The organism is Paenibacillus sp. CECT 9249 (assembly GCF_918697855.1).
Classification (GTDB): Bacteria; Bacillota; Bacilli; order Paenibacillales; family Paenibacillaceae; genus MSJ-34.
The window spans coordinates 1-14900 of sequence record NZ_CAKKLI010000032.1 but is presented as its reverse complement, the minus strand read 5'-3'; the positions used below and the strand labels follow the sequence as shown (position 1 = coordinate 14900).

Sequence of the window (14900 nt, the reverse complement as noted above, 5' to 3'; positions counted from 1 at the left end):
TCTCACCCTACATCTTTGGTTTGACGAAGCTTTGGCGAAGCGGAAATGCGATATCCAATATGCCGATAATTCGCAGCGGCGGGAAAATATAGACGAGCAAAATAAATAGATACGGTATTGCCCTCGCCCATTTGCGCTCGCTTGCCACATAGAAGATGAAGCAAACGGTTTGCACCGAGAAAGCCAGCTGCAATAACGGGATCAAATTCGCCAATATAATCGTAAAGTAAGAGCTCTCGCTGTTTATGAGAAACATGTTTATGATAACGGCGACAAAATAGTACCAAACGAACGATTTCGGCAGCATCCATTCTTTTAGCGGTTTAAAAGCGGGGATGTTCGGCTGCCCCATGGCGGTAAGAATACGCCGGCCAATCGCATGCGTAACGGAGGCGAAAAACAAGGAACTGACGGTAAGCGCAAAAGGAACCAGTTGGGTAACGGCCTGGATCGCTTCCGGCGAAGGCTCGAGCATTTGAATTCCCGACGCTTCCATAATTTGCAGACTGGCGCGTATGCTATCTGCAATAAACGTATTCAATTGAAAGTCCAAAAATGTCGATAGAATGAACAACAGCACCAAAGACTCCAGCAAAATCGTGCAAGTCCCCGCCGCAAGCACCGTCAAGGCTTGAGATTTTCTCTTATACAAATGTCCGATCACGATCGCAGGAATCATCAAATAACATAAAAACAGAATGGCGGCCGAACCGTATGCCCCCATAAGCAAAAAGGCGATCAAGGCGATAGCCGCGGCATGAATCGCAAAAGTCCTTACTTTCAATGTGGTATATAGAACGACCAGCGGCACGATAGCGAAACTAACGGTGATAAGCTGCAGCGGCGTAAACAAAGAAAGTATCATTAATAATGCGGCAACGCTCCATGCGACTGATGTCCAGCGCGTTCTCAATTATGCTCACCTCTTACGTAAATGTTCTTCCAACGCGGAAATATCCTGATACCAGTCTTCGAGCTGATGCCCTTCCTGCTTGTGCTTCCTTAATTTCGCCAGGACGCTTTCATCCAGTTCCCGATAAGATACCCCCAGACGCCTGCCCAATATGTAGCTGCTGACGACGAGACTCGCCAAGCTGTCGACGACCCGTGTCGTGCTGCCTTCCCACAAAGATTTGAATAAACGGGAAACATGATCGAGCACTTCGGTTTTCAACCATTCGATCACTTTGGCGCGTTTGGCCAAATCCATTTCTCTTTCCATCTTTGTCAAGCGGACCTCTCCCTACAAAAAACTTATTTTCCATTATAGCATAAGGAAATCCCTATGTCCCGAACGGGTTGGGGGCAAAGTCCGATTCTTTTCGCCGTAGCGGCATGCGGCGCCGCTTGGAACGAATCGGCGGATGATGCCGTTGTCGCTCCCACGACGGCGCCTTCTGCAATTACAGCATCTCCCGCAGTAACGTTACGGGAGCAAACGCTTCCTCGCCGATCGAGATCAGTTCGAACGACCGATCGCCAACCGACATCCGGTAACCGCGCTCCAATATCAACTCGCCTTCCGGCGCCGGTGGCGGAACGGCGGGCGTTTCTTCCGGTTCGCCTTTCGCAGCCGTATATTGCCGGCTCTGCTTATCCCAAGCGATCGTATAGCCTTTCTGTTCCAACCAGCGAATATCGAAATAGCTTTGCCCGCGGTATTCCAACGTCGGCACGCTAAGCCCGTACCAATCGACCGCTGCGCCGGCCTCCTCGACGCGCACAAATTCGCTTTTGATTCCTATGCCCGGGCGAACGTCTTTATGCAGACTGCTGGGATCTTTCACCACTTGTCCGCCCACCAATACGTATTCGATGCCTTCCGACGGCAAATCGGGCTGCTCGACCGTAGAGCGGTCGCGGATCGTTTCGAAGTTGAACAGTACGATATCCGCGTCCGATCCGGGGGATAATCGCCCTTTATATTTCATCGCGGGCGCTTGTTTCTCGAGCCGCTGCGCCGGAAGCAGCGTCTGCTTGGCGATGGCGTCCATAAGCGTCATTACTTGTTGCTCGCGCACATACAGGCCGATCGTTCGCGCGAATGTCCCCGACGCGCGCGGATGATTATTATGGCCCGGTTCCAGAATGGCGTCGCTGCCGATCATCACATGCGGCGATCCGAAGGAATCGATAATATCCTGCTCCGGAATCGCGTATGCAACCGCCAATTTGCCCTCTTTGCGGTATTTCGCAAACGACTCTTTCGTCAATCGTTCGCCCGTTCCGGCAATTTGCAAATCTTCGTAGGAGATGCGGAACCGTTCTTGCCAGCCTTCGTCAAACCGGGCCGAATTCAAATACGTTCCCCAATAATCGTACGGATACGTACAAGCCGTCATATCGAGCCCTTCGGCGATCGCCTTGTCCATCATCGCGAGCGATTGTTTCATGGAAAAAGTACCGCCCGTGCTGTTAATATGATCCACATGAACCGCCGCTCCCGTAGCGCGCGCATAACCGATCAGCTCGTTCATCGTGTCGATATTCGTGCCCGGCTCTTCCATATCCGAATACCTTCCGTGAAAATAAACGGGCACATTATATTGCTGCGCCACCTTCATTAGCGGAATGACTTCCTCGGCCGTAATGCCCGGCACGTATTCCAGACTGAACGAAATGCCGAGCACGCCGTTCTCCAGCGCCTTCACCGCCATCTCTTTCAGCTTCTCGATTTGCTCCGGCGTCGCGCGGCTGTACCTGCCGATCTTCAACGTATTGCGCGCTTCCGTATAGAAGAAGGAGGCGCCGAAGTTAACCGGCGGGCGTTCACCCTCGTAATGCCTGTACCACGCGACCGGCGTCGACGTGCCCCCGTGCATCGCAATATTCGTCGTGACGCCGTCGGCAATTTTATTCCATACCCCAAGCGGATTCGGATCGTAAGACAAATTGTCAATGAACCCGGGGGACACGATGAGTCCGCTCGCGTCAATCAACTTCCGGCCTTCGATCGGTTGGGACGTGACCGCCTCGATCTTCCCGCCGACGATTCCGACATTCAACCCTTCCCGGTCCGTTTGCGTTTCCGGATCGATGACTCGTCCGTTGCGAATGACGAGATCGTACGTTTGATTCACATCGCCGGTATCGGGCATGCCGGCCGGTTCATCCGCGACGGGCGAAGACGGCTCCACCTTCGTCCCCTCGCCTTCCGTGCTTAGCTTCGCCGTCGTCCGCGCCGCAACCCTGTCGCTCGTTTCGACATTCCCTTCTCCGTTCGTACGGGTATTATTGTGCGTGAATGCCCAATACGCTATACCGCCCAGTAGAAGCACGGAAACGATCGCCGCAAGCCATACGGCCGGCCTCCTGCTTTTTTTCCGTGTAAAACGACCTTGTCTTTGCATATAACCTCCCAATGGGTAAAGTAGCAACATTTTCCATATGGTATAGATTCATTATATCGCATAAACCGGGGACAAGGTCAAATATCCGGAGGTTGCAGAAAAAGAAAGAGAAAACCGCATCTGCATCGATGCGGCTTCCGCTGCCGGGCGGATATTCAGCCCGATTTTCTTGAGTTGGCAAATACGATTTGTTCGCAATACTCGATAATATGGCTGCGCCGTACGATGCCGATAAACCGGTTCATATCGTCGACGACCGGGACGAAATTTTGCACTTTGGCCAGCTTGATCAAGTCGTCCATATTGGCATCAATGCGCACAGGCTCGTTTCTCATATTTAACGGCACGTCTTGCAGTAAGAACTTGGAGGCATTTTCAAATGTAATCTTACCGTTCGAATTTTTCATATGCCACAGAAGATCGCCTTCCGTCACCGTCCCGACGTATTCGCCGGCATCGTTAATGATCGGCACAGCCGTAAACCTGTGATACTCCATACGTTCCAACGTCTGCCGCAACGTGCTGTCCAACGTTAGACATATGACCTCTTGTTTCGGAAGCAAGAAAAAAGCGATGTTCATCCGTTCATCCTCCCGCCATGACGCTTTTTCGTTACGCTTTCGGAAGCATCAGGTCTTGCGACGATACATTCGGATCCATCCAATTGGCGATCAGCTCCTGAATGTATTGCACATCGTCTTCATCCGGCATGTAATACCAGACGCCGCGAGTCATTCCGCCTTCCCCGCGAAGCGTGTAGTTATATACGTTGTAACCTGTATGCTTATAAAATTTCTTCGCGATCTCAATCATATCCTTCGGAGGAATGTCGGTTTTGAAATTATCCCCCATCGACTCGATCAATTCCGGAATTTTCGTCACTTGATCCAGTCCCGTCATTCGATCCATGACCGCTTTCAGAAAAATCATATTGCGGCTTGCGCGGTTGATATGATCGTCTTCGCGATAGCGGACGAAATAAAGAGCTTCCTGACCGGAATATAGCGGTTTGCCGGCTTTGACCGTAAATTTCTCGTGGCCGGCCCCTTTATTGACGATATCTTCCTCGATCGGCAGCTTAATGCCGCCAAGCGCGTCCACCAATTCCTTAAATCCTTCGAAATTGACCGTCGCATAATGGTCCACCGGATATCCGACCAGCTTCTCCACCGAGTTGATGCTCATTTGTGCGCCGCCGTAAGCGAAAGCGTGATTAATTTTGTCCATTTTGTCTTTGCCGACAATTTCGGCATACGTATCCCGCGGAATGGAGATCATAAGCACTTTCCCCGCTTCCGGACGAACGACCGTATAAATAATCGTGTCGGAGCGCCCTCGCTCGTTGCCGCGTGCGTCGGTTCCCAGCAACAGCGTGGAGAAAGGCCCGATCTTCGGTTCCTTCTTCTCATTTTCTTGTCCTTCGATCGGTTGGAAAGAATTTTCAAGTTTTTTCTCAACCTGATTGGATAAAAATATATCAAAAGCTAATACAGCCAGTTCTTTACGGAATAAATATCCCCCAGCTCCCAGCAAAACAACAACCAGAAGTATAATATATAATTTCTTGTTTTTCATGTTGGCCTTCCCTTTTTTCTTTTTATTGTACCATAGAATCGACGGCATTTATTTTAGTCGGTTGATGGGTACAATGCTAAATAAAGGTCGCAATCCACCTCCCTCTACATCTATATGCCGCAACGTTTGCCAGCATTTCATCGATTTCGTTTATTGCGACAATGATTCCTCTCATCTCTATTATATATGCAATCTCCCTTCCATTTCAAAATTGCTAGTCTTGTCCCTTACCCGGCCGCATGAAATTTCCAATAACGCAAATATCCCGCCGCGCCTTAACAGCGTGACGGGATGTAGCTTCATTGCCGTATTACCACGTTTGATATCCGGGCGACCCCGGTATGGAGCCGCCAAACATATCCAGCACCGGCACGGTATACGCGACCAGAATGAGCACGACGACGATGCCGACCCATAAGCTCCAGCGCTCCAGCACTTTCGGCGTTTCGGCCGCCGTATCCAGCGGTTCGCCGATCGGATATTCCGTTTCTCCCTTCGGCGATGTCATGAGCGCGACAATATTATAAACGAGGAGCAAAATACCGACGAACAAAATGACGCCGCCGATCGCCATCACCATTTGGTACGGATCCCAAGCGGAAGCCGCCGCGCTGTCATAGTACGCCGTTGTCGCGGTGCGGCGAGGCGAGCCCAGCAATCCGATCCAATGCATGGAGCCTGACATGAACAGCATGCCGAAGCACCAAATCACGGTCTGTACGATACCGAGACGATGCAGCTTCGGCGTCAGCGTTCTGCCGGTCACGACCGGGATGAGCCAGTAGATAATGCCGAAGAAGGTTAATGCGACCGACGTAGCGACCGTCAGATGGAAATGGCCTGTGACGAACATCGTATTGTGAACGACCGCGTTCATCTGATTGCTCGCATTAATGATGCCGCCCGCGCCGGCCGGAATAAACAGCAGCATCCCCATAAACGGCGCGAAGAATCGGACGTCTTTCCATGGCAGCATTTTGAACCAGCCGAACAGCCCCTTCGCTCCTTTCGACCGGCCGTAAATCTCGAACGTGGCGAACATCGAGAACGCCGTCATGAGCGACGGTACGATGACCATGAAAGTCAGAATGACTTGGAGATATTTCCAGAACGGAGAAATCCCCGGCTCCATCAATTGATGGTGGAACCCGACCGGAATCGAGAACAAAACGAACAGTACGAAAGACAATCGGGCTAACGCGTCGCTGTAGATTTTCGCCCCGATCACTTTCGGGATGACGACGTACCAGCAAATATAGGCCGGCATGAGCCAGAAATAAACGAGCGGATGGCCAAAATACCAGAACAGCGTCCGGCTCAGCAGCACGTTGACCGTTTCAACCCATCCGAACGACCATGGAATAAGCTGCACGACGACTTCAACGGCTACGCCGAGCGTCGCAATTTGCCACAGCAGCATCGTAGCGACCGTCATAAATGCGAATAGCGGTGAAATTTTCCCTTTGTTGCGTTTGCGCCAAAACCGGTAATTGACGAATATGCCGAAGCCCGACAGCCAGCTTCCGACGACGACCAAGGCGAGCGCGATATAGAAATAAGGCGACGCCTTCATCGGCGCGTAGAATGTATATAACACCGAGGCTTTATTCAGCAGAATGCAAATCACGCCTACGACGGTTCCAAGGGACATCAGTACGAACCCGCTCCAGCCGAGCCTGCGGGCCAGCGGAACGAGCGACCCGCCCAGCGTGGCCGATATTCCGGAATAGAGAAATCCGATAATAAAAAATGTTGTAAAGACGAGCGCCATCAATACGCCGTGCGCCGTAAGCAACTGGTAATACCCGATTCCGGCCGGCAGCGTCAAGCCCGCTCCGCGCACCAGACCTTGCAGCATGCCGGCGATGCCTCCCGCCAGCAGCGCCCCGAAAGCGAATAGGATATGCGCCAGCACCAAGCTCCCGTCTCTCGGATCGAATCGCTTCTCTTTCATCGAAAACCCTCCCACATTGTTCATCCTTTCGTTACGGTTAAGATACGACGATCTTCGCCTTCATCATTTCATGGGCGATGCCGCAATACTCGTTGCAGAGAATCAAGTATTCGCCCGGCTTGTCGAACGTATAGGACAAGTGGTTCACTTCCCCCGGTACGGCCATCATATTGACGTTCGTCCCGACGATCTGATAACCGTGCACGACGTCTTTGCTCGTGATGATAAAGTGAACCGTCGATCCTGCGGGAATTTCCATTTCGTTCGGATCGAATCCGAATGCGAAAGAAGTAATGACGGCTTCGTATTCCTTGTCTCCGACTTGCCGAATCCCCGGTTTGTCAAACGGCGGCGTAACGTCCACCTGCTGCGGATCGATCGTATGGGCGTGGCCCGAAGGCGGATTCATGCCCATGGCAAAGCCGGATATGCCGATCACTACCAGAAACACGGCAAGCATCGCAACACCGAAGCCAAGCCAAATTTTCTCCAGTCGATGAATATGCATCGCTTTCCCCTCTTTTCCCAAAATCGTTGGTTAATCGATTGTTCCCCTTTGCGCGGTTAATTGCGGGCCATAAACAGAACGAATACAAGCACCCATGCGACGATGATGAATGCGCCCAAGATCATGACGGACGCAAACGTTCCTTTCAACGAATGTTCGGTCTCCGTCCCCGTTTGCTTCGTCTCGGGTTTGCCCGTTTTCTCGTCGGTAACGATCGGATTTGCCATCTTCGTCCCTCCTTAACGTTTTGTGAGGTTTGCTCTTGACATAACTATAAAGTTTGCTTTTTGACGAAAATGTGATTTTTATCACAACGCTCAGACGATTTGTTTCTAATTTGTTACAAATTCCCTTTTACCGCGTGATAAATACACTTGACCGGCGGTGCAAGGAAAACGCCTGACGGCGCGGCGTCCATGGCGGTTCACTCGATGTCATATGTTCGCCCCTCCGGACCCGGGCGAAGCCTTCTCCGTCGGAAATGAGCCATCCGCGGCGCATCAATTAAATGCACCATCCGCATCGATGCACCCCCACATCGTGTCCAGTAAATGCATCACCCTCGTCGCGTCCAAGCCGATTGGGAACAAAAGAACCTTAGCAAGACATCAAACGGTCCTATTTATGCCAGATTTCGCGTCAAAAAAGAAAATAAGGAACGCATATACCTTATGAACAAATGTACATTCGCTAATAAAGCAATTTCGTTCCCTATCTGCGTAAAAAGAGCGGTTTCCTTCCATCATTTGCGAATTTCCGAGTACTAATAAGGTACATTTGTTCGCTATTAATCATGTACGAGCGCTCTCCGAACCCGGACATTAAAAAAGACCGGTGCCGGATGATATTCCGGCCTGGTCTTTGTTGAGTGCTGTTGAAACTGCTCTCAGTAACAGCGTATTCATCGCGAGCAACTGCAAATATACAGTTATAACCGCTTAACTGGCCCCATTTTACCGTTGCAACTGCGAAAATCAGGCTGTTGAAAAAGTGCTTTTGGACAAAAACTATGAATGGGAAATCGCGTCATTGCTGGGTTTTTGCGCCTCCCTCTTTGCGGAAAACGGGGTTTATCGACAGCCTGGAAAATCCAGTTACTCCGTGCATAAACCGCCCTTTCTATAGAATATCAGGCTTTTTAACTGGATATTTGCAGTTATTCGATCAAAATATTGTCATTTCGCCGCCATTAACTGGATTTTTGCAGTTACTGCAAACGCGAAACGAAGATTCCCGCAGCCGCTATTCTCTTGCCCGGATTCACCATGCGGGAGCCGATCGGCAGTTTATGCCACTTTTCCCTACGTTGTCGATCGGCTATCTATGCCACCGCTCCCTACCCTGCCGGTCGGCAATCTACGCTACCATTCCACACGCTGCCAATCGGCCATCTATGCTACGTTCCCTACGCTGTCGATCGGCTATCTATGCCACCGTTCCTCGCGCTGCCGGTCGGCATTTATGCTACCGTTCCCCGCCCTGCCGGTCGGCAATCGCCGCAATCGAAGCGGTCCGCATCCGATCCAACACCCGCGCCGACGCATCGGCATCCGCAACGCTATGCATCTCCAAGATCCATGCGCCGGCATAACCGTACTCCACCGCCATCTCCGTCAACGGCCCGATCGGAACGGATCCTAGGCCAATCGCATAATGGTCGTCGTATTCCCCGCGATTATCGCTCAAATGCAAAGCGACGGCATGCGGCAATACCCGTGGCAGCGCATCCAAGCAGTATCCCTCGCCGACGAGATGCGCATGTCCGGCGTCGAATACGATGCCTGCACGAGGCGAATTGACCCGTTCCAGTACGCGGAGCAGAAACTCGACGTCCGCGCCCAGCGACCTCGGGTAAGGAGGAATGTTCTCCAGCGCAATCTTCACCTTCGAGCCGGCGGTCTCTTCCAGCGCCCTGCGCACGAAGGCAGCTACCCGCTCCACCGCAGCAAGCTCGTCTTCCCCGCCGATCGTCCCCGCGGGTTGCGCCGCATCCTCTCCAAGATCGTCCAGCCTGCCGGCATGGAGAACGACGAAATCGCAGCCCAGCAAATCGGCGATCCGCAGCGTCCGCAGCATGATATTCATGCTGGCAGCCGCCTCTTCAAGCGTAACCGCCGCCGGATTGCAGGCCGTAATCGGCGTATGGATCGTCCAGGAAATGCCGTTTGCCTTCCCGATCTCTTGCAGTGAGCGGAGGCGTTCCTGCGGCCATTCCAGCAGCTCGTCATGCCGGCCTTCCCCCATAATTTCGATCGCCTTCCACCCCTCGTTGACAAGACAATGGACGGCATCCTCAAGCGGTTCTTCGATCATTGCATAGGTTGAAACGGAATAACGATTATGATATGTCATACATGACCTCCTGATTTCGTCGTTGTTCACTCCCGTTTGCTGTATCTTAAGAACATTCTACATCGATTCGCCTACTCCTTCGTCCCGTGGACAAATTATTTAATGCCGGAATGTATAAAACTGTTCATAAATTGCCGTTGAAACAGGATAAATGCGAGCAGAAGCGGAGCGATGACCATAAGCGTCGCCGCGCTGACCTCCGTCCATTGCGCTCCCGTCTCGAACGATTGCGCGAAAATCGCCAGTCCTACCGTTAACGGCCGGTTGTTCACGGAGTTGGTGACAATAAGCGGCCATAAGAAGTTATTCCATTGATAACTGACCGAGACGAGGCCGAACGCGATATAAGTGGATCGGGCGAGCGGAAAATAAATGCGCCACATAATTCTCCACTTGGAAGCGCCCTCCATGACGGCGGCTTCTTCCAGCTCGGGCGGGATCGTCTTAAACATCTGCCTCAGCAAAAAGATGCCGAAAGAAGAAGCGAGATACGGAAGCATAATGCCAAGCTTCGTGTCGAGCAGCGATAGTTGCTTCAACACATTATAGTTCGGGAAAATGAGCACATCCGCCGGTATCATAATTTGCACCAGGAACAGCAGGAACACGGCGCCCTTGCCCCAGAAATTCACTTTCGCGAATGCGAAGGCCGCCATCGTGGCCGTAAACATCTGCACTGCCAATACGCAGACGACAATGATGAGCGTATTCCAGAAATATTGGGGAAACGGCGCCGCCGCCCATACCTTCGTAAAATTGTCCAGCGTAAACTCCGGCGAGAAGACGGCCGACAATGCCGATTCCTTCGGCCGGAATGCGGTCGCTACGACCCATACGAGCGGAATGAGCCAAATCGCCGCAATCAAATACATGAAGACATAGCTCATTTTCATCAAGATTCGGGATAACATTTCGCTTTTCTCCTCCCGTGCGAAGGAAGGCGTTGGACGCCGTCGCAACCGCGCGTTAATGGTAATGGATTTTCTTATCAAGTCCGAAAAACTGCAGAGCGGCCAGGAGCAGCAGCACGGCGATCATAACGACCGTCAGCGCGGAAGCCATCCCTTGATCCCAGAAGCTGAACGCGGCTTCGTAAATGTAGTACAGCAGCAAGCTGCTCGCATTGTTCGGGCCGCCTTTGGTCATGATCCACAGATGATCGACCAATTTGAACGAATTCGTCAGCGCCACGATCGCGACGAACAGCGTCGTCGGCATCAAAAGCGGAAACGTAATTTTGCGGAACGTCGTCCAGGCTCCGACCCCATCGGTTTGCGCCGCTTCATACAGGTCCTGCGGAATATTTTGCAATCCGGCCAAATAAAAAATCATAAAATATCCCGCTTCCTTCCATACGATCATAATCACCATCGCCCACATGACCAGCTCCGGCGTCCCGAGCCAGTTCGCATCGCTTTGTCCGATCCACTTGACCGCGCGGCTCAGCAGCCCGTACTCCGGCGTATAAATAAACAGCCATATATTGGCGATGGCGATCATAGGCACGACCGTCGGGTAGAAAAACGCCGTACGCAGCGCGCCTTGGCCCCGCAACGCCTTGTTGCAGTAAACGGCCATGAGAAGCGCGAGCGCGATCGAGGTCGGCGCCGTTCCAAGCGCAAACCATAAGTTGTTGCTCATGACTTGCCAGAACACTTGATCCTTCCACATATTCCCGTAATTCTCCAATCCGACGAAGAAGGGCAGCGGAGTGGCCAAGTCCGCTTGAAACAGGCTAAGCCGAATCGTGCGGGCAATGGGATAGAACGTAAACAGAAATAAAAAGAACAGCGACGGAAGCAGCAGCAGCCAGGCAAAAGCGTTCGTTTGCAGGCGAATGCGAAATTTCCTCCCCATGATGATAACCTCCCTACCGAATCCGGTGTAATGTTCAGACAAGGAAAGGGAACCTTATGCCGGGCGCACTAGCGCCTCGGCAACGGTATCCCTCTCTGCTGCTGCCGCCTACTTGTTGAAAGGCTGCAATGCCTTGTCCGCTTCTTCCTGCGCTTTCTTCAACGCGTCGGCAGGCGAGACGCTGCCGGTCAAGACCGCTTGCAATTGGTCGCTGAGCGCTTTGGTCACTTTGCCGTTATTGTGCGTCGACAATTCGGCGGCGGCATATTCCAACTGGTCGCGGGCAACGACCGCAGCCGGGAAGTCTGCCGTATATTTTTTCATCCGTTCCGTTTCATACGCCGATTTCTTCACGGCTACATATCCCGTGTCGATGCTCCACTCAGCGGCGCGCTCGGTTTCCGTCATGAACTTGACGAACTTCCATGCCGCTTCTTGCTTTTTCCGGTCGATCCCTTTGAAGATATAGAAATTCCCTCCGCCCGTCGGGCTTCCGTAATTTTTCTTCTGCGGCAGGAAGGACACGCCGAAGTCAAATTTCGCATTGTTCTTCACATTCGTCAGGTTGCCGGTCGTATGGTACATCATCGCCGTCTTGCCCTCCAGGAAGTCGGACGGCACCGTGCCCCATTCGATCACGCCTTCCGGCATGACTTTATCTTTTTTCGCCAGATCGACCCAATATTGCAGCCCTTCCACATTTTCCGGCGTATCGAAGAACGCCTGCTTGCCGTCTTCCGACATCAAGTTTTTGCCGTTTTGCAAAGCGAATGTTTGCATCATCCAATACGCAAATCCGGAAACCGGGATTTCCAGGCCCCACTGCCCTTCTTTCGTCAGCTTTTTCGCATACTCGGCCATTTCCTCCCAGGTTTGCGGCGGCTTGTTCGGATCGAGGCCGGCCGCTCGGAACGCTTCTTTATTGTAATAAAGCACGATCGTGCTCCGTTGGAACGGAATGCTGTACGTCTTGCCTTCCGTCTGCGAATTGGCCATAAAGGCCGGATAGAAATCGGATAAATAGGCGTCCCCGCCTTCTTGCGCGATAAACTCGTCGAGCGGAATGATCGCATCCATATCGAGCATGCTGTACAATTCGGTGGATAACAATACCGCGACATCCGGCGGATTGCCGCCTTGTACGCCGGCCTGCGTCTTCACGGTCGTGTCGGCGTAACTGCCCGTATAGACGGGTTTCACGACGATGTTCGGATTCTGCTCCATAAACTCCTTGGCCATGCCTTCGATCGTGGCGGTAAGCGGTCCTCCGACGGCAATCGGATAATAGAAGGTAAGCTCCACTTGTTCCTCCTTCGCGCCTTGCTGCTCCTCTTGGCCGGCATTGCCGCTCGTACCGTTTGACGGCTCCGCGGTCGGCGCCGATTTGGCGCAACCGGCGATCAATGTAAGACATAAACATAACAACAACATCGTTTTCGTAAACGAACGCATTCTTTCATCTCTCCTTTTTCGTTTCCTGTCATTTTGCAATCAACCGTTATAACGCCGCGGTTGCAAGGCGAGCAGTTCGTCCAGCGAACCGATCGCGTAATCCGGCTCGTCCGGGTAACGCTCCAGATCGCTCGCGGACGTTACGCCCGTCAGGACCAATGCGGTCGGGATGCCGTTCTCGATGCCGAGCAGCATGTCGGTTTCATAGCGGTCGCCCACCATCAGGCAGTGCCCGCGCCGCCAATTCCCCCATTGCAGCACTTTGTTCGCATAATAAGCAGACGGTTTGCCTATGACCGTTTGCACTGTTCCCTCGCTGGCGGCTTCGATCGCTTTGACCATCGACCATGTGTCGGGAACGGCGTCGCCGTCGAGCGGGCAGTACGGGTCCGGATTGGCGGCGATCAAGAGCGCCCCGTTGCGCACCGCCGTCATCGCCAGATGGATTTTGCCGTAGTCGAACCGGCGGTCCATGCCGACCAGCACATGGGTCGCTTCCGCAGGATCCGTCGTGCGCCGCACATGCCGTTCGTCCAGTTCGGCGCACAAAGCGTGCTCGCCGATCGCAAGCACGTTCGCCGCGGGCGACCGTTCGCTTAAATAAACGGCTGCCATGTAAGCTGCCGTCACGACTTCATCCAAGGACGCCTCCAGCCCAAGGCCGCGCAATTTGTCCAAACATTCCGTTCTTGTCCTCGTCGTCGTATTGCTGAGAAACATCATCTCTTTTCCTTGCTCTCTCAACCGAGCGAGCGTCTCCCGCACGCCGGGCAACAACCTGTCCCCCAAAAAAATCGTCCCGTCCAAATCAAAAAAGTAAGCTTGAAAGCCAGCTGCTTCCGGCAATTTCCGATCAACTCCTTCGGCATGAAACAAACACAAAAAACCCTATCCCACAACAAACCGAAGTTCCCGCCAGCCGAGCGCGCGGTTCAGTTCCATGGCAACCTAGGGTTTTCTCCTATTCTCATACCCTGCTATTCAATTTCCAACTCCATAACCAATTTAACAGAAGAAGATCAACGGAATATTAACTCCGCGTTAACGCCGTGTTAATTTTGCGGGCCTGCTGCCGGACGATGCCGCTCTCCCATAACGATTTATTGCCCATCGATACGGCGCTGGCCCCCGCCTCCAAGGCGGCCCGAATTTCTTCCTCTTCTTTGATCAGCCCGCCGGCGATAATGGGGATCGGCAAATGCTCGCTCAACTCCCGAATGACCCGGGGGATCAAGCCCGGCATAATTTCGACGGCGTCGGGCTCGCTTTGCAGCACGTTCGTTATTCCTTGGTGCAAAGCCGACGTATCGATCAGAAATAAGCGCTGAATCGCGGCAAGGCCGCATTTTTTCGCTTGCTTAACAAAATGCTGCTTGGTCGAAATAATTCCGGCGGGCCGCACGCGCTCCGCAATATATTTCATCACGATCGTGTCGTTGCCTAGCCCGCCGATGAAATCGACATGCAGAAATACTTTTTTGCCGGCGGCAATCGCCTGGTTTGTATAGTCCCCCACCGTAAACAGATCGCCCGTCAGCAGGAACACCACCGGCCGGTCGCTCGCGCACGCCGCCTGCAAATCTTCCGGTTTCCGCACCGCGGGAATAATCGGGCTGGAACCGATATGCTTCAACAAGGTTGAGCTCATTGACTTTTTCCCCTCCTCTTTGCGCTTTCGCAACCAGCATACCAAACAATTGTTATCGGAATATCAACATGGAACGGTAAGAAAAACGCCTGACGGCGTCCTTTAAGTTCGTGCATCTCCGTTCATACGTACCAAAGTAAGCTGGGGTATGGGGATCTTCTTCCCCTGTCCCCAGTCTACTTTTTCACATCATTTATCCTGTAT

Annotated in this window: 14 protein-coding genes; all 14 read right to left on the bottom strand. The window is 52.7% G+C overall.

Features of this window, described 5'->3' with window-relative positions; translation table 11 throughout:
* Nucleotides 1-7: 7 nt before the first annotated feature.
* Complete coding sequence (locus LQ229_RS19095; RefSeq protein ID WP_216537656.1) at nucleotides 8-913, bottom strand: DUF2232 domain-containing protein; 906 nt, start codon at nucleotides 911-913, stop codon at nucleotides 8-10.
* A 6-nt stretch (nucleotides 914-919) separates the two neighbouring features.
* On the bottom strand, nucleotides 920-1222 hold the full coding sequence (locus LQ229_RS19090) for a MazG-like family protein (RefSeq protein ID WP_216537713.1): 303 nt from the start codon (nucleotides 1220-1222) through the stop codon (nucleotides 920-922).
* A gap of 181 nt (nucleotides 1223-1403) precedes the next feature.
* Entirely contained in the window at nucleotides 1404-3350 is a 1947-nt protein-coding gene (locus LQ229_RS19085) for an amidohydrolase family protein (protein ID WP_216537657.1), read from the bottom strand.
* 155 nt (nucleotides 3351-3505) lie between these two features.
* Nucleotides 3506-3931 (bottom strand): CBS domain-containing protein, encoded by a 426-nt coding sequence (locus LQ229_RS19080; protein WP_216537658.1) that lies wholly within the window; start codon nucleotides 3929-3931, stop codon nucleotides 3506-3508.
* Nucleotides 3932-3962: 31 nt separating this feature from the next.
* On the bottom strand, nucleotides 3963-4925 hold the full coding sequence (locus LQ229_RS19075) for an LCP family protein (protein ID WP_216537659.1): 963 nt from the start codon (nucleotides 4923-4925) through the stop codon (nucleotides 3963-3965).
* A gap of 310 nt (nucleotides 4926-5235) precedes the next feature.
* Entirely contained in the window at nucleotides 5236-6903 is a 1668-nt protein-coding gene (locus tag LQ229_RS19070) for a b(o/a)3-type cytochrome-c oxidase subunit 1 (protein WP_230192586.1), read from the bottom strand.
* 13 nt (nucleotides 6904-6916) lie between these two features.
* Complete coding sequence (locus LQ229_RS19065) at nucleotides 6917-7387, bottom strand: cytochrome c oxidase subunit II (protein WP_216537661.1); 471 nt, start codon at nucleotides 7385-7387, stop codon at nucleotides 6917-6919.
* Between the two features lie 56 nt (nucleotides 7388-7443).
* A complete protein-coding gene (locus LQ229_RS19060; protein WP_216537662.1) occupies nucleotides 7444-7614 on the bottom strand; it encodes a cytochrome c oxidase subunit 2A in 171 nt (56 codons plus the stop codon).
* A 1237-nt stretch (nucleotides 7615-8851) separates the two neighbouring features.
* Entirely contained in the window at nucleotides 8852-9739 is an 888-nt protein-coding gene (locus LQ229_RS19055; protein WP_230192585.1) for a sugar phosphate isomerase/epimerase family protein, read from the bottom strand.
* Between the two features lie 95 nt (nucleotides 9740-9834).
* On the bottom strand, nucleotides 9835-10638 hold the full coding sequence (locus LQ229_RS19050) for a carbohydrate ABC transporter permease (protein WP_216537714.1): 804 nt from the start codon (nucleotides 10636-10638) through the stop codon (nucleotides 9835-9837).
* A gap of 67 nt (nucleotides 10639-10705) precedes the next feature.
* Nucleotides 10706-11596 carry a sugar ABC transporter permease gene (locus LQ229_RS19045; protein WP_230192584.1) on the bottom strand — a complete coding sequence of 297 codons (891 nt, stop codon included), beginning with the start codon at nucleotides 11594-11596 and terminating at the stop codon, nucleotides 10706-10708.
* Between the two features lie 108 nt (nucleotides 11597-11704).
* Nucleotides 11705-13048, bottom strand: a complete 1344-nt coding sequence (locus LQ229_RS19040; RefSeq protein WP_230192583.1) for an ABC transporter substrate-binding protein — start codon at nucleotides 13046-13048, stop codon at nucleotides 11705-11707.
* A 39-nt stretch (nucleotides 13049-13087) separates the two neighbouring features.
* On the bottom strand, nucleotides 13088-13894 hold the full coding sequence (locus LQ229_RS19035; RefSeq protein WP_230192582.1) for an HAD-IIA family hydrolase: 807 nt from the start codon (nucleotides 13892-13894) through the stop codon (nucleotides 13088-13090).
* Nucleotides 13895-14078: 184 nt separating this feature from the next.
* The gene (locus tag LQ229_RS19030) at nucleotides 14079-14696 is read right to left on the bottom strand and encodes a glycerol-3-phosphate responsive antiterminator (RefSeq protein ID WP_230192581.1); all 618 of its coding nucleotides are present in this window, start codon (nucleotides 14694-14696) and stop codon (nucleotides 14079-14081) included.
* Nucleotides 14697-14900 lie beyond the last annotated feature (204 nt).

Excerpts from the sequence above, each read along its gene's own strand:
- LQ229_RS19030 (WP_230192581.1), bottom strand. The coding sequence starts at position 14,696 with ATGAGCTCAACCTTGTTGAAGCATATCGGTTCCAGCCCGATTATTCCC.
- LQ229_RS19065 (WP_216537661.1), bottom strand. The coding sequence starts at position 7,387 with ATGCATATTCATCGACTGGAGAAAATTTGGCTTGGCTTCGGTGTTGCG.
- LQ229_RS19055 (WP_230192585.1), bottom strand. The coding sequence starts at position 9,739 with ATGACATATCATAATCGTTATTCCGTTTCAACCTATGCAATGATCGAA.
- LQ229_RS19085 (WP_216537657.1), bottom strand. The coding sequence starts at position 3,350 with ATGCAAAGACAAGGTCGTTTTACACGGAAAAAAAGCAGGAGGCCGGCC.
- LQ229_RS19080 (WP_216537658.1), bottom strand. The coding sequence starts at position 3,931 with ATGAACATCGCTTTTTTCTTGCTTCCGAAACAAGAGGTCATATGTCTA.
- LQ229_RS19060 (WP_216537662.1), bottom strand. The coding sequence starts at position 7,614 with ATGGCAAATCCGATCGTTACCGACGAGAAAACGGGCAAACCCGAGACG.
- LQ229_RS19090 (WP_216537713.1), bottom strand. The coding sequence starts at position 1,222 with ATGGAAAGAGAAATGGATTTGGCCAAACGCGCCAAAGTGATCGAATGG.
- LQ229_RS19045 (WP_230192584.1), bottom strand. The coding sequence starts at position 11,596 with ATGGGGAGGAAATTTCGCATTCGCCTGCAAACGAACGCTTTTGCCTGG.
- LQ229_RS19070 (WP_230192586.1), bottom strand. The coding sequence starts at position 6,903 with ATGAACAATGTGGGAGGGTTTTCGATGAAAGAGAAGCGATTCGATCCG.
- LQ229_RS19040 (WP_230192583.1), bottom strand. The coding sequence starts at position 13,048 with ATGCGTTCGTTTACGAAAACGATGTTGTTGTTATGTTTATGTCTTACA.
- LQ229_RS19075 (WP_216537659.1), bottom strand. The coding sequence starts at position 4,925 with ATGAAAAACAAGAAATTATATATTATACTTCTGGTTGTTGTTTTGCTG.